General features: G+C 57.5%; 11 protein-coding genes, 2 tRNA genes and 8 pseudogenes. 12 read left to right on the top strand and 9 right to left on the bottom strand.

Annotated elements, in window-relative coordinates; genetic code table 11:
* Positions 1 to 30 precede the first annotated feature (30 nt).
* The 12 genes and pseudogenes from tpiA to B4967_RS02465 all read left to right on the top strand — a co-directional run bounded on the left by tpiA (position 31) and on the right by B4967_RS02465 (position 11,703).
* Positions 31 to 781: pseudogene (gene tpiA / locus B4967_RS02520) on the top strand (triose-phosphate isomerase).
* Between the two features lie 4 nt (positions 782 to 785).
* Complete coding sequence (secG, locus tag B4967_RS02515) at positions 786 to 1,145, top strand: preprotein translocase subunit SecG (RefSeq protein WP_083023360.1); 360 nt, start codon at positions 786 to 788, stop codon at positions 1,143 to 1,145.
* Positions 1,146 to 1,179: 34 nt separating this feature from the next.
* A tRNA-Leu gene (locus B4967_RS02510) sits at positions 1,180 to 1,266 on the top strand.
* A gap of 147 nt (positions 1,267 to 1,413) precedes the next feature.
* Positions 1,414 to 1,491, top strand: a tRNA-Met gene (locus B4967_RS02505).
* Positions 1,492 to 1,787: 296 nt separating this feature from the next.
* Positions 1,788 to 2,252 (top strand): ribosome maturation factor RimP, encoded by a 465-nt coding sequence (rimP, locus tag B4967_RS02500; RefSeq protein ID WP_279384637.1) that lies wholly within the window; start codon positions 1,788 to 1,790, stop codon positions 2,250 to 2,252.
* A 70-nt stretch (positions 2,253 to 2,322) separates the two neighbouring features.
* On the top strand, positions 2,323 to 3,837 hold the full coding sequence (gene nusA, locus B4967_RS02495) for a transcription termination factor NusA (RefSeq protein ID WP_083023356.1): 1,515 nt from the start codon (positions 2,323 to 2,325) through the stop codon (positions 3,835 to 3,837).
* Positions 3,838 to 3,864: 27 nt separating this feature from the next.
* A pseudogene (infB, locus tag B4967_RS02490) lies at positions 3,865 to 6,413 on the top strand (translation initiation factor IF-2).
* Between the two features lie 17 nt (positions 6,414 to 6,430).
* A complete protein-coding gene (gene rbfA / locus B4967_RS02485) occupies positions 6,431 to 6,844 on the top strand; it encodes a 30S ribosome-binding factor RbfA (RefSeq protein ID WP_083023355.1) in 414 nt (137 codons plus the stop codon).
* Complete coding sequence (truB, locus tag B4967_RS02480) at positions 6,844 to 7,764, top strand: tRNA pseudouridine(55) synthase TruB (protein WP_083023353.1); 921 nt, start codon at positions 6,844 to 6,846, stop codon at positions 7,762 to 7,764. Before rbfA ends, truB begins: the two co-directional genes overlap by 1 nt.
* A 119-nt stretch (positions 7,765 to 7,883) precedes the next feature.
* Positions 7,884 to 8,141 (top strand): annotated as a pseudogene (gene rpsO, locus B4967_RS02475) (30S ribosomal protein S15); the annotation flags it as partial.
* A 139-nt stretch (positions 8,142 to 8,280) separates the two neighbouring features.
* Positions 8,281 to 10,445 (top strand): annotated as a pseudogene (pnp, locus tag B4967_RS02470) (polyribonucleotide nucleotidyltransferase).
* Between the two features lie 88 nt (positions 10,446 to 10,533).
* A complete protein-coding gene (locus B4967_RS02465; protein ID WP_083023349.1) occupies positions 10,534 to 11,703 on the top strand; it encodes an MFS transporter in 1,170 nt (389 codons plus the stop codon).
* Positions 11,704 to 11,756: 53 nt separating this feature from the next.
* Here B4967_RS02465 and B4967_RS02460 read toward each other — a convergent pair.
* From B4967_RS02460 to B4967_RS18110, 9 genes and pseudogenes are all read right to left on the bottom strand, one after another.
* Positions 11,757 to 12,957: pseudogene (locus B4967_RS02460) on the bottom strand (acetyl-CoA C-acetyltransferase).
* A 210-nt stretch (positions 12,958 to 13,167) separates the two neighbouring features.
* The gene (gene panD, locus B4967_RS02455) at positions 13,168 to 13,548 is read right to left on the bottom strand and encodes an aspartate 1-decarboxylase (RefSeq protein ID WP_083023348.1); all 381 of its coding nucleotides are present in this window, start codon (positions 13,546 to 13,548) and stop codon (positions 13,168 to 13,170) included.
* A gap of 33 nt (positions 13,549 to 13,581) precedes the next feature.
* Positions 13,582 to 14,442: a pantoate--beta-alanine ligase gene (gene panC / locus B4967_RS02450; protein WP_083023346.1), complete on the bottom strand. Its 861-nt coding sequence runs from the start codon at positions 14,440 to 14,442 to the stop codon at positions 13,582 to 13,584.
* A 21-nt stretch (positions 14,443 to 14,463) separates the two neighbouring features.
* A pseudogene (gene panB / locus B4967_RS02445) lies at positions 14,464 to 15,254 on the bottom strand (3-methyl-2-oxobutanoate hydroxymethyltransferase).
* Between the two features lie 152 nt (positions 15,255 to 15,406).
* Positions 15,407 to 15,934, bottom strand: coding sequence for a 2-amino-4-hydroxy-6-hydroxymethyldihydropteridine diphosphokinase (folK, locus tag B4967_RS02440; RefSeq protein ID WP_243470283.1), 528 nt, complete (start codon positions 15,932 to 15,934; stop codon positions 15,407 to 15,409).
* Positions 15,927 to 17,315, bottom strand: coding sequence for a polynucleotide adenylyltransferase PcnB (gene pcnB / locus B4967_RS02435; RefSeq protein ID WP_083023342.1), 1,389 nt, complete (start codon positions 17,313 to 17,315; stop codon positions 15,927 to 15,929). Before pcnB ends, folK begins: the two co-directional genes overlap by 8 nt.
* Positions 17,316 to 18,209: 894 nt before the next feature.
* Positions 18,210 to 19,594, bottom strand: a pseudogene (locus B4967_RS02430) (sigma-54-dependent transcriptional regulator).
* Positions 19,572 to 22,516: pseudogene (locus B4967_RS02425) on the bottom strand (ATP-binding protein). The pseudogenes B4967_RS02430 and B4967_RS02425 overlap by 23 nt, the downstream one beginning before the upstream one ends.
* Positions 22,506 to 22,682: a hypothetical protein gene (locus B4967_RS18110; RefSeq protein WP_192859188.1), complete on the bottom strand. Its 177-nt coding sequence runs from the start codon at positions 22,680 to 22,682 to the stop codon at positions 22,506 to 22,508. Before B4967_RS18110 ends, B4967_RS02425 begins: the two are co-directional and overlap by 11 nt.

Here is a 22,682-nt window from a genome sequence, read left to right as displayed (position 1 = left end):
ATTTCGCTCCACCTTGAGTGAGGATTATCCATGCGTACGCCATTAATCGCCGGTAACTGGAAAATGAACGGTTCTGCGGCGTTGATTGAGTCGTTTGGCAAAACGTTTGCTTCTGCTGCGCTGCCCGCCAATATCGACGTGGTGGTCATTCCGCCGTTTCCCTATCTCGACGCTGCGCGCCATGCGTTCAGCAACACGCCGCTGCAGCTAGGGGCGCAAACGCTTAATCCTCATCACTCCGGGGCCGCATACCGGGGAAGTGAGCGGTAGCATGCTCAAAGAGTTTGGTGTGGCCTACGTGTTGGTGGGGCACTCTGAGCGCCGCCAGCTTTACCGCGAAAGCGACGAGCAGGTGTTTGACCGTCTGCTGGCAGCCCTTGATGCTGGGCTGACGCCTATTCTATGCGTGGGTGAAACGCTGGAAGAGCGCGATGCAGGCCGCACGATGGACGTTGTGTTGCGCCAAGTAGGCTATATCATGGCTCGCTTAGCGCCAGAACAGCGTCTGCAAATCGTTATTGCCTACGAGCCTGTGTGGGCGATAGGTACCGGCCGTACGGCCACGCCAGAGCAGGCGCAAGAGGTCATGGCAGGCATTCGTGCCTATCAGGCAGGGTTTGATGCGTCGCTTGCCGAGCAGCTGAAACTGCTTTACGGCGGTAGCATGAACGCAAGTAACGCGGCTGAGCTGCTCGCCCAGCCGGACATCGACGGCGGGTTAGTGGGCGGTGCCTCGCTTAAAACCGACGATGTCTACGCCATTTGTCAGTCAGCAGGATAACTCCATGCAAGTTGCAATTCTTATGGTTCACGTGGTGATTGCGGTCGCCTTGGTTGTACTCATCCTCCTTCAGCAGGGTAAGGGTGCCGAAGCAGGCGCTGCTTTTGGTGGCGGTGCGTCGCAAACAGTGTTTGGCTCGCGGGGTAGCTGTAATTTCCTCTCCCGCACAACGGGTATTCTTGCGGCGGGCTTTTTTGTCACCTCCACGGCGCTTGCGTACTTCGCGACCCAGGCAGGCCAAGCGCCGGAAGCGGGTATTCCTGATGCGCAGATGATCGAACAACAGCAAAACATTCCAACGCTTGACGACTCTCCTGCAAGTATGGATAATACCGCGCCAGTGCTAGAGGAAAGCAGCGAGTAACCGCTTGATGTCGCTTTCTTTAGCCTCCCCTGATGCCGAAGTGGTGGAATTGGTAGACACGCTATCTTGAGGGGGTAGTGACCGTATGGTCGTGCGGGTTCAAGTCCCGCCTTCGGCACCATCTGTTTCGCTGGTTTACCAGCTTCCCAGAATGTCAGGATTGGCACCTGAGACGAAAGACGCATTTGAAAAAGTTTTTGAAACAAGTTCTTGTAATGAGTTCTTGACGTAAGCCTTTCAAGTGTCTATTATCGTCGACCTAGATTGATGCGGGGTGGAGCAGTCTGGTAGCTCGTCGGGGCTCATAACCCGAAGGTCATCGGTTCAAATCCGGTCTCCGCTACCATTTATTTAGTAATACTGTTTAAGCCTAAAAGCGTTCTACATTGTGCTTCAAGGCAGCGAAAAAACCGCGACATGTTGCTAAAATGGTACTACAGGTTTCTTTCAAAAAGCCCCTTCCTGTGAAGGGGCTTTTTGTTAGTAGCTTTTTATAAATAGATTTTTGCGAGCCAAGAGTGTCTCACGAGCGGATGTTGTCCGAGTAGCCAGAGACACATTCCCAGGTAATGCCAATCAGCCACCTAGCTTTTCTTATGACTCCTGCCCAGGTGCCTGATGCAACGGCTATAGGAGCTTTGTCTGTGGCCACAAAACCACGCTGCGCTTCACGCGCTGATCGAACCTGTCGTTGCCGCCATGGGCTTCGACCTATGGGGTATCGACCATATTTCCCAGGGCAAGCATTCGCGGCTGGTAATTTACATCGAGCGCGAGAGCGGTGTCAGCGTGGAAGACTGCGCTGATATTAGCCGTCAAGTCAGTGCCGTTATGGATGTGGAAGACCCCATTCCCGGCGAATACCGCCTGGCGGTCTCGTTACCCGGCATGGCACGTCCCCTCTACTCCCTGGATCACTTTATTCGCTATCAAGGCCATCACGTGGCATTGAAGCTGCGCGTTGCCTTCGATGTGCGACGCAAGTATCAAGGGCTCCTCGCAGGTGTCGAGGGTGATGAAGTGCTGCTGCAACTGGAAGGCGAAGAGTACTGCTTTCCTATCGAAAGCATCGATTCTGCGCACGATGTCCCGCAGTTCGACGAATAACACGGGTCGCGGCTTCCGGCAGGCGCCGGGATGATGCACAAAAGGACAGGTTTTCTGGCGAGGCAAACGCATGAGTAAAGAAATTTTAATGGTCGTGGACGCGATCTCTAATGAAAAAGGCGTCCCCCGCGATGTCATCTTCGAAGCGGTAGAAGCCGCGCTGGCCAGCGCGTCGCGTAAGCGTTTTGAGCACGAAGAAGCCAATGTGCGCGTTCATATTGATCGCCGCACCGGTGACTACGATACGTTCCGCTACTGGACCGTGGTCGAAGATGACGAATTCGAAACGCCAGACTACGAAATCAAAGAGACCATTGCCGAGCAGCGCGATCCGCCGCTGAAGCTGGGCGATGTTGTCGAGCAAAAAATCGAAAACGCCGTGTTTGGTCGTATTGCCGCGCAAACCGCCAAGCAGGTTATCGTACAGAAAGTACGTGAAGCCGAGCGCGCCGAAGTCGTGCGTCAATACGCCGACCGTGAAGGCGAACTGGTCGCGGGTATCGTGAAAAAGACCACCCGTGACGGCCTGATCATTGATCTGGGCGAAAACGCCGAAGCGTTTTTGCCGCGTAACGAAATGATCCATGGCGAGCGCTACCGTATGAACGAGCGTGTTCGCGCGCTGCTGGTCAAGGTTGACCCGGACGCTCGCGGTGCGCAGCTGCAGCTCTCACGCACCTGCCCTGAATTCATCATTGAGCTGTTCAAAATTGAAGTGCCGGAAATCGCCGAGCAGCTGATTGAAATCAAAGGTGCCGCCCGCGACCCCGGCTCACGTGCCAAGATCGCAGTGAAAACCAACGACCGCCGCATTGATCCGGTCGGTGCCTGCGTCGGTATGCGTGGCTCACGGGTTCAGGCGGTATCGTCTGAGCTGCAAAACGAGCGTGTAGATATCGTTCTGTGGGACGAAAATCCCGCCCAGCTAGTGATTAACGCCATGGCGCCAGCCGATGTGGGGTCTATCCTAGTGGACGAAGATGCTCACGCCATGGACGTAGCGGTTGCCCAGGACAACCTGGCGCAGGCGATTGGCCGCAGTGGCCAGAACGTTCGCTTGGCGTCTGAGCTGACTGGCTGGCGTATCAACGTCATGACTGAAGATGAAGCGGAGTCCAAGCGCGAGCAGGAAATCGACAGCTTGGTAGACTCCTTTGTCCAACACCTGGGTGTGGACGAAGACGTTGCTCGCCTGTTGGTGGAAGAAGGGTTTACCACCCTGGAAGAAGTTGCCTACGTGCCGCTGGAAGAGATGCTCGAAATCGAAGAGTTCGATGAAGATTTGGTGGAAGAGTTGCGTGCACGTGCGAAAGACGAGCTGCTGACGATGGCGATTGCCTCGGAAGAAGCGCTAGACGGTGCCCAGCCGGCAGAAGATCTGCTGGAGATGGACGGCATGGAGCGCCACTTGGCCTTCATCCTGGCCAGCCGCGGTATCGTCACAATGGAAGATCTCGCCGAGCAGTCTGTCGACGATCTGGTCGATATCGAGGAGTTGGACGAAGCGCGCGCAGCGGCACTGATCATGACTGCCCGTGCGCCCTGGTTTGAAGTCGATGACGCATCGGATTCAAACACACAGTAAACAGGTCACGGGTTTAGGAGGGTCACTATGTCAGATATGACAGTTAAAGATTTTGCAGTAAAAGTGGGCCGCGATGTGCCCCGCCTATTGGAACAGATGAAAGAAGCAGGCTTGAAGCATGCTTCTGAAGGTGACGCTGTGTCTGAAGACGACAAGCAGACGTTGCTGAGCTTTTTGAAAAAAAGCCATGGCGGCGGTGATAGCGAGCCGAGCAAAAACCGTATTACGTTGACGCGTAAAACCCGCAGCCGCATCAAAACCGGTGAGCGTGGTAAAACGATTGAAGTACAGGTTCGCAAGAAGAAAACCTACGTTAAAAGCGCTGAAGACGAAAAGCCGAAAGCACCTGAGCCCAAGCATTCTGGCCCGCGCCAGTTAGTGGGCGATATGGCCGAAGCTGAAGCAGAGCGCAAAGCGCGTGATGCCCGTGCAGCGGAAGAAAAAGTGGTAGCGGCGAAAGCCAAAGCTGCGGAAGAAGCTGCACGTAAAGAAGCAGAAGAGAAGGCCAAGGCAAAAGCAGCAAAAGCGGCGGAAGTGCCGGACATCGAAGTGCCTGAGCTTGGGATCGACGATACGCCAACCGGCGACCATCTGCCGCCTGCACCGCCGAAAGAAGGCCGTACCGACCGTCGTACCGCACCGCCCAAAAAGGCAGCTGCGAAGAAGAAAGGTCGTGATGACGACGATGATCGTGGCGATCGCGAAGAGCGTAAGCGTGGCGGTGGCAAGAAAGTGAAGCGTGCCGAACGCCGTGGCGGACGTCGCGGTGGCGCAAGCCAGAGGGCAACGGCAAGCACGGCTTCCAGAAGCCGACTCAGCCGATCGTGCGTGAAGTCTCGATTCCTGAGTCCATCAGCGTTGCTGAGGTAGCCGACAAAATGTCGATCAAGGCCAACGAAGTCATCAAGGCTATGTTCACCATGGGTGCGGCGGTAACCATCAAACAGACGATTGACCAGGATACAGCGGCCATCGTGGTGGAAGAGATGGGCCACAAAGTCAAACTGGTGAAAGACGACGCGCTGGAAACGGAAATGCTGGAAGGCATCTCCTACGAAGGCGAAGAGATCACCCGTTCACCGGTTGTGACCGTTATGGGGCACGTTGACCACGGTAAAACCTCGCTGCTGGACTATATCCGTCGCGCCAAAGTCGCCACTGGCGAAGCGGGCGGTATTACTCAGCACATCGGTGCTTACCACGGGGAAGATGACCACGGCGGTGTGACCTTCCTGGATACCCCTGGTCACGCGGCGTTCACCGCCATGCGTGCCCGCGGTGCAAAAGCCACCGACGTGGTTATCCTGGTGGTCGCAGCTGACGAAGGCGTGATGCCTCAGACCGTCGAGGCGATTGAGCACTCGAAAGCGGCTGAAGTTCCCATGGTCGTTGCTGTGAACAAGATCGATAAAACGGGTGCCGATTTTGACCGCATTCGTAACGAACTGTCCCAGCACGGCGTTATCTCTGAAGAGTGGGGCGGTGACACGCAGTTTGTTCACGTGTCTGCCAAAACCGGTGAAGGTATGGAAGACCTGCTGGAAGCGATCCAGCTGGCCTCCGAAGTACTTGAGCTGACAGCCGTTCCGTCGGCACCCGGTAAAGGTGTTGTTGTTGAGTCTCGCTTGGACAAAGGTCGCGGTCCGGTTGCACCCGTGCTGGTTCAAAACGGTACGCTGAAGAAGGGCGACATCGTCCTGGCTGGCCTGCACTATGGCCGCGTCGGTGCGCTGACCAACGAGCTGGGTAAGCAGGTCGATACCGCTGGCCCCGCCATGCCGGTAGAGATCCAGGGTCTCGACGGCACGCCGGATGCCGGTGATGACTTCATGGTAGTCGCCGATGAGAAGAAAGCCCGCGAAGTGGCTAACTTCCGTCAGGGTAAATACCGCGAAGTACGCCTGGCGCGTCAGCAGAACGCCAAGCTGGAGAACATGTTCAGCCAGATGGGCCAAGACGAAGTGGCCAAGGTCAACATCGTCCTCAAAGCCGACGTACAAGGCTCGCTGGAAGCGATCAAAGGCGCCTTGGAAGAGCTCTCCACTGAAGAAGTACAAGTGGCTGTGGTCTCCTCTGGTGTGGGTGGTATTACCGGAACTGACGCCAACCTGGCGCTGGCATCTGAAGCGATTGTGGTTGGTTTCAACGTACGTGCTGACGCGGCTGCCCGCGAGATCATCGAGCGTGAAGGCCTGGATCTGCGCTACTACAGCGTTATCTACCAGCTGATCGACGAAGTGAAGCAGGCGATGAGCGGTATGCTCGCGCCCGAGTGGAAAGAAGAGATCGTCGGTGTGGCCGAAGTTCGCGACGTATTCCGCGCTCCGAAGATTGGTGCCGTTGCCGGTTGTATGGTCGTCGAAGGCACGGTGTCACGCAGCAAGCGTATCCGCGTTCTGCGCGACAACGTGGTGATCTACGAAGGTGAGCTCGAATCGCTGCGCCGCTTCAAAGACGACGTACAAGAAGTACGTAACGGTATGGAGTGTGGCATCGGCGTGAAGAACTACAACGATGTCCAGGTCGGCGACAAGATCGAAGTCTTTGACCAAGTGAAGGTCGAGCGCAGCCTGTAAGGCCGCGAGGAGCAAGCATGCGCGAATTTAAGCGTACCGACCGAGTAGCCGACCAGCTCCATAAGGAGCTGGCGGTACTGATCCAACGCGAAGTGAAAGACCCGCGTTTGGGCACGGTCACGGTCAGCGGTGCGACCGTTAGCCGCGATCTTGGCTACGCCGATATCTATGTCACCCTGCTGGGTGAACAGGAGCCTGAGCGTATCAAGGAGAACCTGCAAGTGCTTAAGCGCGCCTCAGGGTTTCTAAGAAGCCAAATTGCCAAGCGTATTAAGCTGCGGCACGTCCCAGAGCTGCGCTTTCATTTTGATGAAAGCGTGGTGCGCGGTCAGCACCTCTCATCGCTGATTGACGAAGCGGTCTCCACGGACCGTGCTCGTCAAGCGGATGACGAGGGCGGCAGTGAAGAGCAAGGTGAGGAGACGCGTTAATGGCTCGTCGCCGTCGTGGATTACCGGTGAATGGCGTGCTGCTGCTGGATAAGCCGAAAGGCATTTCCAGCAACCACGCGCTGCAGCGTGTGCGCCGTCTCTTTGAGGCGCAAAAAGCCGGGCACACCGGCACGCTCGACCCTATGGCGACAGGCTTGCTACCTATTTGCCTAGGGGAGGCCACCAAGTTCTCCGCGCATCTGCTGGAAGCCGACAAAATGTATCGCACCCGCATCGAGCTGGGTGTGATCACCGATACCGGCGACGCAGAAGGCACGATCATTGAGCAGCGTGAGGTTCCATCACTCCCGGCTGAGGCGGTGGAGTCGGTCTTAACGCAGTTTCGCGGTGAGATTGAGCAAGTTCCGACGATGTATTCGGCCCTCAAGCATCAAGGCAAAAAGCTCTACGAGTTGGCCCGTGAGGGCAAGCACGTAGAGCGTGCAGCGCGGCGGGTTAGCGTGTATGATGCGCGCCTGCTTGCTTTTGAGGGCACCGCGTTCGAGCTGGCAGTAAGCTGCAGTAAAGGCACTTACATCCGCACGTTGGCTGAAGATATTGGCCATGCTCTAGGCTGTGGTGCCCACATTAGCCAGCTGCGCAGGCTTAAAACGGGACCGTTTAACGGCGACGCCATGTGGACGCTAGAAGCGTTGGAAGCCTTGGCAGACCAAGCCAGCCGGGAAGCAGAATTAATGCCTGCGGATGTGCTGGTTGACCATCTACCTTCGCTGAGTGTCGACGAAGCCTCTTATGGGCGTCTTGCCCATGGGCAGTCTGCCTACTTAGCCGCGGGTGAGTTATCACCGGATGCGCTAACACGACTTTATTACGCTGAGACGTTTATCGGCCTTGGCGTTGTAAAAGGGCCTGAGGAAGTAGCGCCCAAGCGGCTGTTAAGTACAGTCGCCATTTCGTAAAACGTTGCAAGGAAGCGGCGATTTGCGGGAAAATAGTAGCTTGAGACTGCAAATATGCGTGGTCTCACCCATTCATTTTTAGGCATATTGCTTACTGGAGAGACAGATGGCATTAACCCGCTGAGAAAAAGGCCGAGATCGTAAACGAATACGGCCGCGGCGACAACGACACCGGTTCCCCTGAAGTTCAGGTTGCACTGCTGAGCGCTAACATCAACGGCCTGCAGGACCACTTCAAAACCAACAAGCAGGATCACCACTCTCGTCGTGGTCTGATCCGCATGGTAAACCAGCGTCGTAAGCTGCTGGCCTACCGGAAGCGTAAAGATTTCGAGCGCTATCAGTCTCTGATTCAGCGTCTGGGTCTGCGCCGCTAAGCTTTGTAACGGCAATGATTCGAAACGGGCAGCTCCTTGTGAGCTGCCCGTTTTTTTGTTTGTGGTAGCCGTAAGGCGCATCAACGCCTAGAATGGTGGCGAGTCAAAACGACCCACGCGAAAAGACAAGCAGCTATTAATGTTAAAGGAAGTAGCCGTGAATCCGGTCAAAAAAACGTTTCAATACGGTCGTAGAACCGTCACCCTAGAAACTGGGCGTATCGCTCGCCAAGCCACCAGGTGCCGGAATGGTTACCATGGACGAGACCGTCGTACTGTGTACGGTGGTGGCGAAGAAAGACGTCAACCCAGGCCAGCCCTTTGTCCCGCTCTCGGTTCACTACCAAGAGAAGACCTACGCCGTTGGTAAAATCCCCGGCGGCTTCTTTAAGCGTGAAGGTCGCCCGACTGAAAAAGAGACCCTGACCTCGCGTTTGATCGACCGTCCGATCCGTCCGCTGTTTCCCAAAGGGTTTATGAACGAAGTGCAGGTGATCTGCACCGTTCTGTCGACTGACCGTAATCATGATCCGGATATCGCGGCCATGCTGGGCACCTCTGCGGCGCTGAGCATTTCTGGCGTGCCGTTTAACGGCCCGATTGGCGCTGCCCGCGTTGGCTTCAACGCAGAGCAGGGCTACTTCCTGAACCCCACGGTTGAAGAACTGACCACGTCTGAATTGGATATGGTGGTTGCCGGTACGGAAAACGCCGTACTGATGGTGGAATCAGAAGCGCAAGAACTGCTCGAAGATGAAATGCTGGGGGCGGTACTGTTTGGCCACCAGGAGATGCAGGTAGCAGTCAACGCCATTAAAGAACTGGTCGCTGAAGCCGGTAAGCCGCGCTGGGAATGGCAGGCTCCGGCTGAGAACGTGGCGCTGAAAACCGCCATGGCCGACGCCTTTGAAGCCAAAGTGGGCGAAGCGTACCGCATCACCGACAAAATGGCTCGCCAGGACGCGCTGGCTGCGCTGAAAGACGAGGCCGTTGAGCAGGTAGTGGCCGCTGAAGGACAAGAAGCAGAAGGCAAGTTCAGCAAAGATGACGTGAAGGGCGCGTTCGCAGCGCTTGAGAAGCGTGTCGTGCGTTCACGCGTTGTCAAAGGCGAGCCGCGTATCGATGGCCGCGATAACGTCACCGTGCGCCCGCTGGCCATTGAAGTAGGCGTGCTGCCGAAAACTCACGGCTCTGCCATCTTTACCCGTGGTGAAACCCAGGCGATTGCCGTGGCCACACTGGGCACGCTGCGCGATTCTCAACTGATTGAGTCGCTGGAAGGCGAGCGTAAAGACCGCTTTATGCTTCACTACAACTTCCCTCCCTACTCGGTAGGTGAAGCTGGCTTTATGGGTGGCCCCAAGCGTCGCGAAATCGGTCACGGCCGCTTGGCGCGTCGCGGTATCCAAGCCATGCTGCCGTCTGAAGACGTATTCCCCTACACCATTCGTGTGGTGTCGGAGATTACTGAATTCAAACGGCTCTAGCTCCATGGCATCGGTATGTGGTTCGTCGCTGGCCCTGATGGATGCGGGTGTACCGCTAAAAGCGCCGGTGGCGGGTATCGCCATGGGCCTCGTCAAAGACGAAGACGGCTACGCGGTGCTGACCGATATCCTAGGTGATGAAGACCACCTGGGTGATATGGACTTTAAAGTCGCCGGTTCTGAAGAGGGCGTGACCGCCCTGCAGATGGACATCAAGATCGAAGGCATCAACGAAGAGATCATGGAGACCGCGCTGCAGCAGGCCCACGATGCGCGCATCGGTATCCTGGCTCAGATGAACGCCGTGATCAGTCAAAGCCGTACCGATGTGTCTGAAAACGCACCGTCCATGGCGACGATCAAAATCGATCCCGATAAGATTCGTGATGTTATCGGTAAAGGCGGCGCGACCATCCGTAAGATTTGCGAAGATACCGGCGCGTCTATCGACCTCGACGACGATGGCACCGTACGCATCTACGCAGAAGATAAAGCGGCGGCCAAAAAAGCCATCGATACCGTACTGGCGATTACCGCTGAAGCGGAAATCGGCAAGCTCTACAAAGGCAAAGTGGTGCGCATCGCTGACTTCGGTGCCTTTGTAAACATCATGCCGGGTACCGATGGTATGGTACATATCTCGCAAATCGTCCAGGAGCGCGTCAACAACGTTCGCGACTTCCTGAACGAAGGCGACGATGTCATCGTGAAAGTGCTGGATATCGACAACCGCAATCGCGTGAAGCTCTCGATCAAAGAGATCACCGAAGAAGAGAAAGCCGCATTTGCAGCTGCCGAGGAGGATGTCGCTAGCTAAGTAGCGATCAGCGTACGACTTACCGCCCCCGCAGCCTCTGGCTGCGGGGGCGGTGTCGTTTGATAGGTCCAGGAATCGAGGAAACAGCATGGAGCAGCAGGAATCGCCGCGTTGGTGGGCTGTGGTCGCCGTGATGATCGGCATTTTTTTATTGGTCACTGCGGAGCAGTTGCCTATTGGCCTGTTATCGCAGGTGGCAGATTCAATGGGTGTAACGCCCGGTATGGCGGGCTTAATGGTAACGGTCCCGGGCGTTGTCGCGGCGTTTTCAGCACCGCTTTTGCCTGTTGCGGTCGGGCGTCTTGATCGCCGAATTATGCTGACCTTAATGATGGCGGTGATGGTGCTGGGCAGCGTGCTGTCAGCCATGGCAAGCAACTTTGTGTTTTTGTTGGCTGCTCGTGTGCTGGTCGGTATCAGCATTGGTGGCTTTTGGGCGATTGCGGGCAGTATTGCGCCGCGGTTAGTGCCGAGTGCTCAAGTGCCTAAAGCCATGACCATAATTTTTGGCGGGGTGGCGGCGGCCTCCGTTTTAGGCGTGCCGCTGGGTACGCTGTTAGGCGATTTAAGCAACTGGCGAGTCGCGTTTGGTGCCTTGGGTGGCTTGAGCCTGATCACGGCCTTAGCACTGTGGTTCTGGCTACCGCCGCTGCCGCCCCGCGAGCCAGTAAGGTTACGGATGCTTGCGCAACAGCTAAAGAATCGTGGCGTGCGGGTAGCGGTGCTGACCACGGGCTTTGTGGTGGTTGGCCACTTTGCCGCTTATACCTTTATCAGCCCGATCCTTCAGGAGATTAGCGGTATTGCCCAGCGTCACGTTGGAAGCTTGCTGCTGCTCTACGGGGCGGCGGGGATTTTGGGCAATATCGCGGCGGGTGTCTTTGCTGGGCGACATTCCTACCGTGCGGTGCTGGCGATTCCCAGCCTACTGCTGGTGGTCGTGGTGCTATTCCCACTATTAGGTGTTCAGCCCATTAGCGGCGTTATGCTGCTGATGGTCTGGGGCGCAGTCATTGGCAGTGTATCGGCGAGTATTCAAACCTGGATACTGCGCACAGCGCCCAATACGGAAGCCGCTACGGCGCTGATGGCATTTGTCTTTAATATGTCGATTGGCCTGGGAGCCATGGTAGGTGGCCAAGTGGTTGATACCACCAGCCTGCCCATGGACATGTGGGCGGCATCAGGGCTGTTTCTGCTGGGGATGCTATTGGTATGGCGCACACCCTCGCGCATTGTGGGGGAGAAGCGTCGCTAATGGCTTGGCAAGACCAGTGAAAAAAATGCCCCCGCGTGGCGGGGGCACTCTCTCTACGTTCCGCTTAAGAGGGGGTACGGACGCTCAATCGCCAGTGCAACCCCTTGGCCGCCGCCGATACACAGCGTAGCGAGGCCTTTTTTGGGCGTCGCGGGCAATCATCTCGTGGAGCAGCGTAACCAGAACCCGGCAGCCAGAAGCACCGATGGGGTGGCCCAGGGCAATAGCACCGCCGTTCACGTTCACTTTAGAGGTGTCCCAGCCAAGCTCTTTGTTGACCGAGAGCGCTTGGGCGGCGAAGGCTTCGTTAGCTTCAACGAGGTCTAGGTCATCCAAGCTCCAGCCTGCTTTTTCCAAGCAGCGGCGTGTTGCTGGGGCGGGGCCAATACCCATAATGGCCGGGTCGACGCCTGCGTTGGAGTAAGCTGCGATGCGGGCTAGCGGCTCCAGGCCGAGTTCTTTAGCGGTTTCTGCCGAGCAGAGCAGGACGACCGCAGCGCCGTCGTTTAGCGACGAGGCGTTGCCAGCAGTCACGGCGCCATCTTTCTTGAACGCGGGGCGCATGCCGCCTAGCTTCTCGGCAGACACTTCGCGGGGATTTTCGTCGGTATCGAACACCACCGGGTCGCCTTTACGCTGGGGCACTTCCACCGGCACGATCTGGCTTTTGAATTTGCCCTCTTTAATGGCAGCGGCTGCTTTCTGCTGGGAAGCAGCGGCAAATTCGTCCATCTGTTCCCGAGTGATGCCGTACTTCTCTGCCAAGTTCTCGGCAGTGATCCCCATGTGATAGTTATTGAACGCGTCCCACAAGCCGTCATGAACCATGGAGTCGATGGCTTTCCAGTCGCCCATGCGCTGGCCGTTACGGGAATTGGGGAGGATATGGGGAGAGGCAGACATATTCTCCTGACCGCCGGCAAGAATAATCTCTGCATCGCCGCAGCGAATGGCTTGGGTCGCTAGATGCAGTGCTTTAAGGCCCGAGCCACATACTTTATTAATCGTCATGGCTGGTACGGTGTCAGGTAGGCCCGCTTTAATAGCTGCCTGGCCTGCCGGGTTTTGGCCGACGCCTGCGGTGAGCACTTGGCCCAGTAGCACTTCATCGATTTGCGCAGGAGCCACCCCGGTGGAAGCAATAATATCTTTAAGCACTAGTGCGCCCGGGTCGCTGGCAGGAATACCAGCGAGTGATCCACCAAAGCTACCTACGGCGGTGCGGCGTGCCGCCACAATGACCACGTCTTGCATACGATAACTCCTTGAGTAAGTGTTGCATCGTTCCTATGGCAGATAGACGTCGCTGCCTATCCGTTGTTATTAACATCGTTATTAGCGTGTATTGACAGGCTTGGCTATCAGCATAGGGGAAGGTTGTGCATTGCGGCCATACGCTTTTTTTGGCAAATAAAAACGGGCCGATCAACGGCCCGTTAAATAACGCATTCTCAGATGATTAGCTTATGCCAATTGGACCGGAATGGCGTTGCTGGTATGGCTAACGTGGTTGCCTTCTTGGAGGTACACCAGCGCAGGCTGATGGTTTTCAAGTTCGGCTTCTGAGTAGTGGGCGTAGCTGCAAATAATGATGCGGTGCCCTGGCGAGGCCAGATGCGCCGCTACGCCGTTGATCGAGATCAAACGTGACCCCTCTTCGCCACGAATGGCATAAGTGGTGAAGCGCTCGCCGTTCTCCACGTTATAAATCTGAATCTGTTCATTTTCGCGGATGCCGGCCATATCCAGCAGTTCGCCGTCGATGGCGCACGAGCCTTCATAGTTCAATACGGCGTGGGTAACACGGGCCATATGCAGCTTGGCTTTGAGCATAATGGTATGCATAGAAACTCCTGGGTAAAGAGCTAGCCTGACGGGCTAGTCAGTGGCAGCGCTAGGAAGCTGCACGCTGAGATTGTCGATAAGCCGGGCTGGGCCGAGCTTGGCGGCGGCTAAGAGCACGGCATGGCGCGTGGAGGCCGCCACAGGTTTTAGGGTGGCATCCCGCAGCTCAAGGTAGTCCGGCGTAAAGCCGGCATCATACAGCGCGGTTTTACCCCGTTGTAGTACCTGTTCGGCGGATTCGCCTTGGGCCAGCGCATCGCGTAGCTCGCACAGCGTACGGTAGAGCGTGGGCGCTTTGGCGCGCTCCTGCTCGCTGAGGTAGCCATTACGTGAGGAGAGCGCCAAGCCAGCGTCGGCGCGCACAATCGGCACGCCAATAATCTCGATGGGCATGTGCAAGTCAGCCACCAGTTTGCGGATCACCGCGAGCTGCTGGTAATCCTTTTCACCAAAGCAGGCGACGTCTGGCTGCACTAGGTTAAACAGCATGCTCACTACGGTGGAGACACCGTCAAAATGCCCAGGGCGTGAGCCACCGCAAAGCCCTTCGCCGACCTCGGGCACGTGGACGCGGGTTTGAGCTGCCAGCCCGTTGGGGTAGAGGGCGCTGACTGTGGGGGCAAACAGAAGGTCACAGCCTGCTTCGGTGAGCTGGCGCTGGTCAGCTTCAAACGTGCGCGGGTAGGCGTCTAAATCTTCGCCAGGGCCAAACTGCATTGGGTTAACAAACAGACTGGAGACGACCACATCTGCATGCTGGCGGGCGGTCGCAATGAGTGCCAAATGCCCAGCGTGCCGGTTGCCCATGGTAGGCACCAGCGCAATGCGCTGGCCCTTTAGGCGATAGTCGCGCAGAGTGGCGCGTAGCTCGTTAATATCTCGCAAAGTGCGCATAGGGGATTCGCTGTCACTCACTTAAAAACAGTGTTCCAGAGCGGGAAACGTGCGGGTTTTGACCGCTTCATGGTACTGCTCAAACGCACCTTGAATAGAGTGTGCGTCCGCCATAAAGTTCTTCACAAAACGCGGTGTGCGGCCGTGGGTAACGCCCAGCACGTCGTGCATTACCAGAATCTGGCCGTCGGTATCCGGGCCTGCGCCAATACTGATGACGGGGACGTCCAGCGCCTCGGTCACCGCTTTGCCCAAACTGGCGGGTACGCACCCAACAAAAAGACCGATGCGCCTGCCTCGACCAGCACTTTGGCGTCATGAATAATTTTTTCTGCTTGCTCGGCCTCGCGGCCCTGCACTTTATAACCGCCCAACTGGTAAACGGTTTGCGGCGTTAAGCCTAAGTGGGCGCAAACAGGGACGCCGCGGCGGGTTAGTTCGCGTATGCCGTCGGCCATCCACGCTTCGCCCTCAACTTTCACCAACTCTGCACCCGCACGCATCAGCGCCGCGCCATCCTCCACTAAGCGTTCGGTGGTGGCGTTGCTCATAAACGGTAGATCGACCATTAGCAGGCTGGGGCCTTTGCCGCGCGCAGCGCAGCGGGTGGGGTAGCAAATATCGTCGATGGTCACTGGGAGGGTGCTGCTATGGCCCTGTAGAACCATGCCCAGGGAGTCGCCTACCAATAGGACATCAATACCCGCCGCGCTAGCAGTATGGGCAAAGGAGGCATCGTAAGCAGTCAGGCAACTGAACGTTTCACCAGCGCGCTTATACGCCTGCAGAGTGCTCAGGGTGACGGTTTTCATGGCGTGCTCTCATTCAATCTTTATGGGGCCGATGCGGCAGGGTTGTGTCGCGCCTGTTTTGCTCGGCCATTATTATCGCAGCGTCCCTGCATGCGCGATGTGGCGTAACCGGCAATTGTTACCTGAATGAGGGCGTGGTGTCGAGATTTGTGTCAGATGGTAGCAGTCGCGGTGACGTCGGTATCATTTAAGCACCGAATATCACTCATATTTACAGCTGTTAGCCAGTGATTAAGCGGCTGCTGATGCAGGATGATGGGCTGCTGAAGCGCTGAAGCGACTTCCTCCAGCGGGACTAACACGAAAGCGCGGGCGTGCATCTGCCCATGGGGAACGGTCAAGCGCGGCTGATGAAGTGTGAGTTCACCGTAGAGCAGCAGGTCTAAATCCAGCGTGCGCGGCCCCCAGTGGCGCAGCCGCCGCCGACGGTGGCGCTGCTCCAACGCCTGCAGTTGATCCAGCAGTGCCAAAGGCGAAAGATGCGTCTCGAGGCAGGCGACCGCGTTGATAAAGTCAGGCTGGTCTTGAGGGCCTACGGGGGGAGTGGCGTAGAGTGACGAGCTAGCCACCAGCCGAGACAAGGGTAGGGCAGCTAGCTCTTGAAGCGCCTGCTGCACCTGCCCTTTGGGGTTCTCCAAATTGCTACCAAGGCCGATGTAACTGCGAACGGCGTTATTCACTGTTCGCCTTCCGCGGCTTGCGGCGTTTTTTGCGCCGGCGGTCACCTTGGCTGGCAGGGTCGCTGCCGACTTTTTGCAGTAGGCGAAGCTGTTCGTGCTCATCGCCTTTCTGAAACGCCGTCCACCAGTCGCCTAGCCCACGGGGAATTTCACCCGCCTGTTCACGTAGCAACAAGAGGTCATAAGCAGCACGGAAGCGCGGATGCTCGCGGGTTTGGAAAGCCCGTTTGCCCCGGCGCATCGGCAAGCGTGCTTGCAGCTCCCAGATTTCGCGCATGGGGATACCAAAGCGCTTGGGAATCGAAATATGCTGCAGCTGACGCGAGACAACCTCTTGCGCTGCTGTTTGTAATGCAGGCACGGCGGGCATACCTTCGCGCTCAAGCGCCGCTTGGCGATGGGCCACAGGTGCCCAAAAAAAAGCTGCTAAAAAGAACGCTGGCGTGACTGGACGGCCGTCAGCAATACGCTTATCGGTATTGGTCAACGCTTGTTCAATCAGCTCTTCTGCCCAAGCGGCATCGGCCATGGCTTCTTCTGATTCCGGGAAGAGCATGCCAAACAGATTGTAATGGCTGAGCAGGCGGAAAGTGATTAATCCGCGGCCCGCCATAAACAGCTTGAGCACTTCATCAAACAGGCGCGCAGGCGGAATTTGCAGCAGCAGCGGCGCCAAGTCGTACATCGGCGCTTCGGTGGCGGGCTCGATCGTGAAGTCGAGCTTGGCTGCAAAGCGAACCGCGCGCAGCATCCGTACCGGGTCTTCACGGTAGCGGGTCGCAGGGTCGCCGATCAGCCGCAGCGTGCGCGACTCAATATCCCGCGCGCCGTTGGCAAAGTCGTGGATCGTGAAGTCAGCAATATTGTAGTAGAGCGCATTGACGGTAAAGTCACGGCGCAGCGCGTCCTCTTCGATATTGCCCCGCACGTTGTCCCGCAGCAGTAGGCCATCGTCCGACTGGTGAGCGATATGGTCGCCGTGCTCGTCCTGGGGTTTACCACGGAAGGTGGTTACCTCGATGACTTCGCGGCCAAAGCGCACGTGAACGATGCGGAAACGGCGGCCAATCAGGCGTGAGTTGCGAAATAGGTCGCGCACCTGCTCGGGCGTTGCGTTGGTGGCAACATCGAAGTCTTTCGGCATTTTGCCGAGCAGCGCGTCGCGAATGCAGCCACCGACAAGATAGGCATCGAAACCAGCCCCATTGAGGCGGTACAGCACCTTGAGCGCGGCTTCACTGATTTGCTGACGAGAGACGGGATGCTCGGAGCGCGGAATAATACGAGGACTGAGCGCATCAGAGGCGCTCTCTGGGGAATCGAGCAGGGATTTCAAGTGCTCTCTCGTGCTATGTAATAGACGGGTAAATCCTTTAAGCATGCGGCGATATCGACTCGCAGTGTAGCGAAAACGGGTTCGAAAACGTAACCGTATGGAGGACGGTAAGGGATTGAGTGTATCCGACCCCTTCTGGCTTGCAAAGCGCCGAGGAGAGGTTTGCTAGAAGACCACAACATCGAGCCCTATAAACGCGGAAAGGGGAGGCTACGTGAGCCTCCCCTATAAAGCAGACAATCAGCGTCCATGCTGCTGTTTTTATTCATGATGGCACATCGCCCTGAATACGCACCGCAGTCGGCAGGCATAAGAACCACTCTGATCCCGACCGCCTCGTATTCAAAACAATAATCCAACCGCGAACTTTTCTCTCCCGGCGAGTTGTTATTGGCTCCGGGGGTGTACACCTATGCTGCTATTGTTGTTGTTTGGGTGCAGAACCTTGTGTACGTCGCGTCCTTATTTGGGCACTTGCTGGCTGTTGTTATTGTTCGCTGCGCTTTGTTGCAGGGCTCCGTTTGGTGGCCTTGTGCTGCGCATGCAAGTAATGAGATTCAAGCCTATTGTTCTTGTTAGTGCTGTTATCTCTACCTGGCCCTGTTGTTTTTGTTTTGGCTCAGGTCGGGGCGGTGTCATGTTGTTTTTGTTAGCGACTAACCGCGCTGCCCAGTTTGTTCTTCTTGTCTAGTAAAATATCACTCACCGTGCCACTCATTTGATACGTTATGTATTTCAATGGTTTGGAGGTTTATGGGTAGGCCAGGGAACGAATTGGGAAGGAAAGTGTTACACGTTTTTGACCCTGTTGCTCGCTTCGTTGTGTGGGAAGGTAACAGCGCCTGGGTAACGGTTTTTGGATATTTCTTATGAAAATCAATCTATTAGACGTTAGTCTTACGGCTAAGGGCTAGCGTCCTTGTTAAAGCTAGCAATGAGCTAGCTTTGACGGCGGGCGGTCTTTTTACGTGGGATGCCCAAACGTTGGCGACGCTCCCTATAAATTTTTGCGACTAATGCCCAGCTTTTGTGCCAGCTCGGTTTCGCTCATTTGGTCCTGGTGCTCTAGCACAAAGTGCTGGAAGTAATCTTCCAGGGAAAGGTCGTCTTCGTCGGCAGTCGTGGCATCGTCATTTGTGGAAGCCACAGGGTTAACGGCAGGTGGGTGAGGTCTGGTTAGTCACCGGGCCATGTCCCAAATCATCGGGGGGAATCAAATGCCCTTCGGCGAGAATAACTCCGCGCTCCAGAGCATTTTCAAGCCCGCGCACGTTACCGGGCCAGGGGTAGTCGCGTAGGTCCTGACGAGCCGCTCTAGAGAGCCGCAGCCCGGGGCGTTCGTGGCGCTTGCAGGCCTTTTCCAGCAGGATGTCGGCGATTTTGAGTACGTCGTCTTCGCGCTCGCGCAGCGGTGGCAGGGCAATCTGCATCACGTTCAGCCGGTAGTACAAATCAAGACGGAACCCGCCGCTTTTGGAAAGCGCGCGCAGGTCGCGGTGAGTGGCGGCAATCAGCCGAACATTCACATGGCGGGTTTCCACGGGGCCAATTTTGCGGATTTCGCCCTCTTGCAGTACCCGCAGCAATCGCGCCTGGGCGCCCAGGGGCAGCTCGCCAATCTCATCCAGAAAGAGCGTGCCGTCGTCGGCGGCTTTGACCAAGCCGGTGCGCGCAGCGCTGGCGCCGGTAAAGGCGCCTTTTTCGTGACCAAACAGCTCGGATTCGATCAGCGTTTCGGGAATCGCCGCGCAGTTCACGCAAATCAGCGGCGCTTTGGCGCGCTTGCTCTGCTGATGGATGGCGCGCGCGACCAGCTCCTTGCCAGTGCCTGATTCGCCTTGGATGAGCACGGTGACGTCCGCAGGCGCGGTTTTGCGGATGCGCGTGTACACCTCCTGCATGGCGGTACAGTCACCAATCATGGTTTGACGGCCGCCGCCCTCGTCGGTGACATCCGGCGGCGTGCCCTGCTGCATCGACTGCTTGTGCAGAATACGCTCGACGGTTTCCAGTAGCTCGGTGTGGTCGAAGGGCTTGGCGACATAATCAACGGCGCCCTGCTTGAGCGCATCCACCGCCGAACGCATGCTGGCGTAGCTGGTCATGATCAGTACCGGGGCGGGGGCCGCTAGCTCAATGAGCGTCGTGCCCGGCTCCCCCGGCAGGCGCAGGTCGCTGATGATGAGGTCAAAGTCGCTGAGCGGCTGCGTGCGGGCCTCTTCGGCGCTGGCCGCTTCGCTGACGCTGTGGTGATGACGTTCCAGTAAGCGCTTTAGCGCGCTGCGACTAATCGCTTCATCTTCAACAATCAGTATCCTGGGCATGGGGCAAGTGATCATCCTGTTGGTAAAGCGGTAGCCATAGCGTAATGGCCGTGCCGCGAGGCTTTCCGGGAGGTGGTGAAGCGACCTCTATTTTGCCTTGGTGCTCATTGATAATTTGATACGCCAACGATAACCCAAGTCCGTGCCTTCACCCGCCGGTTTGGTGGTGGTGAACGGTTCGAACAGGCGGTGTTTAACGCTGGGATCAATCCCATGGCCGTCATCGACGACGCGCCACCAAGCGTGGCTGGCCTGGGTGCCTGCCTCAATACGTACCGTACCCTGGGGCTGGCAGGCGTCCTTGGCGTTGCTCAGGAAATTTACCATGACTTGGGTCAGGCGCTGTGCATCACCGCGCACCACAATGTCACTTGGGCAGGCGTTGGTAAAGGTGACATCCTCGCCTGAGCGGGCTAAATGGATCAAGGGCAGCGCATCTTCGCTGACCGTTTTCAGCGATGCTGGCGCGGCGGGAAGCGGGATTGCGGGCCGTCCGCCATGGGCAAACCCCACCAGGGAGTTGACGATTTTAGTCACCCGCTGAGTGAGCTGCTGAATTTGGTCGGCGGTTTCCAGCAACGCCGGGTCTTCGGTGTCGTAGCGCAGGTTTTGCGCCAGCGATGAGATGCCGGTAATCGGGTTGCCAATCTCGTGGGCTACACCAGCGGCGAGCTGGCCAATGGAGGCGGGCCGCGCGTCGTGCACTAGCTCCTCTTCCAGCCATTTCATCTCGGTGTGATCCTCTACCAGAATGACGCTGCCGCCACGACTATCGTGGCCGCTGAGCACCGCTTTGTGCAGCGTCCAAAAGTAGTCTTTGCCGTGCAGCGTGACCGCCTGTTTGTACAGCGGCGTTTGGCTGGCATTCAGCACGCTGCCCAGCAGCGTGGGCCAGGGCGGGGGCAGGCTGTCGCGCCGGGAGCCGATCACGCTTTCGCCGCTGATGCCAGAGAGCTGGGAGAGCGCTTGGTTCCACATCAGAAGCTCATCGTCGTCGCCCAAAACGCACAGCCCCACCGGCAGATAGGCCAGGGTTTGACGGTGGTGGCGGCGCAGCCCGTCGAGTTCTCTGGCAAGCCCGGTGAGGCGCGAGCGGTAGGCTTCTAAGCGGCTCTCTACAAAGTGGATGTCGTCGGTAACAGGAGCATCGTCGTGGCGGTAGGGCAGGTATCTATCCACAATATCCCGCGCCACCGACGGCCCCATGAGCCCTGATAAGTTGGCTTGAATGCGGTCGCGTAAACGGCGCAGCGCATAGGGACGGCGCTCTTGCGGGGTCAGGTTGAGCGCTTTCAGGGCGCGGTCCACTTCGCGGCTGGCGGCTTCATCGCCCAGCGCCGGGGCCGGGGGAGCGGAAAAATCCCCCGCCGTAGCGGCTTCCAGCGGTAGGCGGTTCGAGCGGATGACCGCATCCACCGAGCAGGCTTCCGCCGCCGAGCGCTCGCCCTCGGAGATGCGCGTAAACAGCGACACCACGATCAGCAAGACGATATTCACCGCCAGCGAGATCAGCGTGGCGTTGTACCACGCGGGTGCATCGGCGGGCATCAACAGAGTGAACGGCAGTGCAGGGGGGGGGATATCGAACAGCAGCGGAAGCCATAACCCCCATACCCAGCCCCAAATACCGCCGATAAGGCCGGCAATCATGCCTTTGCGGTTGGCACCCGGCCAATAGAGCAGCGCTAGAAGGACCGGCAAACACTGCGCCATGCCTACAAAGGCGGCCAACCCGAGGTTCGTCAGGGAGTGATAGCGCCCGACGCTTTCGGCAAACAGCCAGCCACCGAAAATGACGGCCCCGACCAGCCCCCGGCGCAGCCACAGCAGCCAGCCGTAGAGGTCGCTACGTGCCTCTGGAGGGCGGGCTACCAGCACAATGTGATTCAACACCATGCCGGAGAGCGCGAGCGCGATCATCATCATGGTGCCGCTGGCGGCCGCCAGCCCACCAATAAAGGCCAGCGCACCGACCCACCAGTGCTCGGTCATCAGATACGCCGCGTAGGCGGCGAGCGGCACGCTCTCGTTGGCCGACTGCGCCGCCCATAAGATCAGCGGCACCGGTAGCGCCATCAAGAGCAAAAAGAGCGGCAGGGTCCAGCTAGCCTGCAGTAGGGTATGGCGAGAGAGGCTTTCGGCAAAGGTGATCTGAAACAGGTGCGGCATCATAAAGGCCGCCGCGAAAAACAGCAGCAGAAGCGTACGCCACTGGGGGGCTTCTAACTGAGGGGTGGTAGCTTGTAGAGCGGCCCCTGGGCCTTCTAGCCAGCGCTGTAAATCTTGAGGCCCGTCAAACACCCACCACAGGGCAATGGCACCGAGCCCGAGCATGGCAAGCAGTTTGATCACCGACTCAAAGGCAATCACGCTCAGCAGCGTATCGTGGCGGTGCCGATGGCTGTGGCGGGCGCCAAACAGCACGGCGCAGCCGGCAATGACCGCGCAGAATAGCAGCGCTACCGCCGCGCTGTAGCGACTGCCGGTCAGTAGTTGGACGGCATCGCTCAAGGTTTGCACCTGAATGCCCAGCAGCGGTAATACGGCAAATAGGCTAAGCAGCGTGACGAGCGTTCCCGCCCAGCGGGAGCGGTAGCGAAAGGCGAACAGATCCGCCAATGAAGAGAGCTGGTAAGTGCGGGTAATGCGCTGAATCGGTACCAGCAGCACAGGGGCGAGTAAGAAAGCTCCCGCTGGCCCTAGGTAGTAAGCGAGGTAGCCAAACCCGGCATTCGCGGCTAATTCGATGCTGCCATAAATTGCCCAGGCGCTGGCGTATACGCCGAGCGCTAGGGTATACACCATCGGGTGGCGAGTAATGCGCACTGGCACCCAGCCCCGCTCGACGGCCATGCCGCAGCCAAACAGCAGCCCAAGGTAGCTAAGCCCCAGTAATACAACGCCTATCAGCTCAGCGTTCATCTAACTTCCTCTTCTGCTCAAGCCATAGCGTCAGGGCAATCAGGACGCCCCAAATCGCAAAAGGGCGGTACCAGGCCACGCTCGGGTCGCCCCAGCCATCCATAAACAGCGGTGATAGCAGGTAGCCGCCAAACACAAGAAATAGCATGATGCGGTAGACGTACAT

Origin of the sequence: Vreelandella lionensis, from assembly GCF_002087295.1 — a bacterium.
In the GTDB taxonomy this organism is placed as follows: domain Bacteria; phylum Pseudomonadota; class Gammaproteobacteria; order Pseudomonadales; family Halomonadaceae; genus Vreelandella; species Vreelandella lionensis.
The sequence above is the reverse complement of the archived record's forward strand: the minus strand, read 5'-3'. Positions and strand labels throughout refer to the sequence as shown.

What these genes read in the sequence shown, in the direction of transcription:
- secG (WP_083023360.1), top strand. Translation starts at nt 786, where the DNA reads ATGCAAGTTGCAATTCTTATGGTTCACGTGGTGATTGCGGTCGCCTTG.
- nusA (WP_083023356.1), top strand. Translation starts at nt 2,323, where the DNA reads ATGAGTAAAGAAATTTTAATGGTCGTGGACGCGATCTCTAATGAAAAA.
- rbfA (WP_083023355.1), top strand. Translation starts at nt 6,431, where the DNA reads ATGCGCGAATTTAAGCGTACCGACCGAGTAGCCGACCAGCTCCATAAG.
- truB (WP_083023353.1), top strand. Translation starts at nt 6,844, where the DNA reads ATGGCTCGTCGCCGTCGTGGATTACCGGTGAATGGCGTGCTGCTGCTG.
- B4967_RS02465 (WP_083023349.1), top strand. Translation starts at nt 10,534, where the DNA reads ATGGAGCAGCAGGAATCGCCGCGTTGGTGGGCTGTGGTCGCCGTGATG.
- panD (WP_083023348.1), bottom strand. Translation starts at nt 13,548, where the DNA reads ATGCATACCATTATGCTCAAAGCCAAGCTGCATATGGCCCGTGTTACC.
- panC (WP_083023346.1), bottom strand. Translation starts at nt 14,442, where the DNA reads ATGCGCACTTTGCGAGATATTAACGAGCTACGCGCCACTCTGCGCGAC.
- pcnB (WP_083023342.1), bottom strand. Translation starts at nt 17,315, where the DNA reads ATGCTTAAAGGATTTACCCGTCTATTACATAGCACGAGAGAGCACTTG.
- B4967_RS18110 (WP_192859188.1), bottom strand. Translation starts at nt 22,682, where the DNA reads ATGTACGTCTACCGCATCATGCTATTTCTTGTGTTTGGCGGCTACCTG.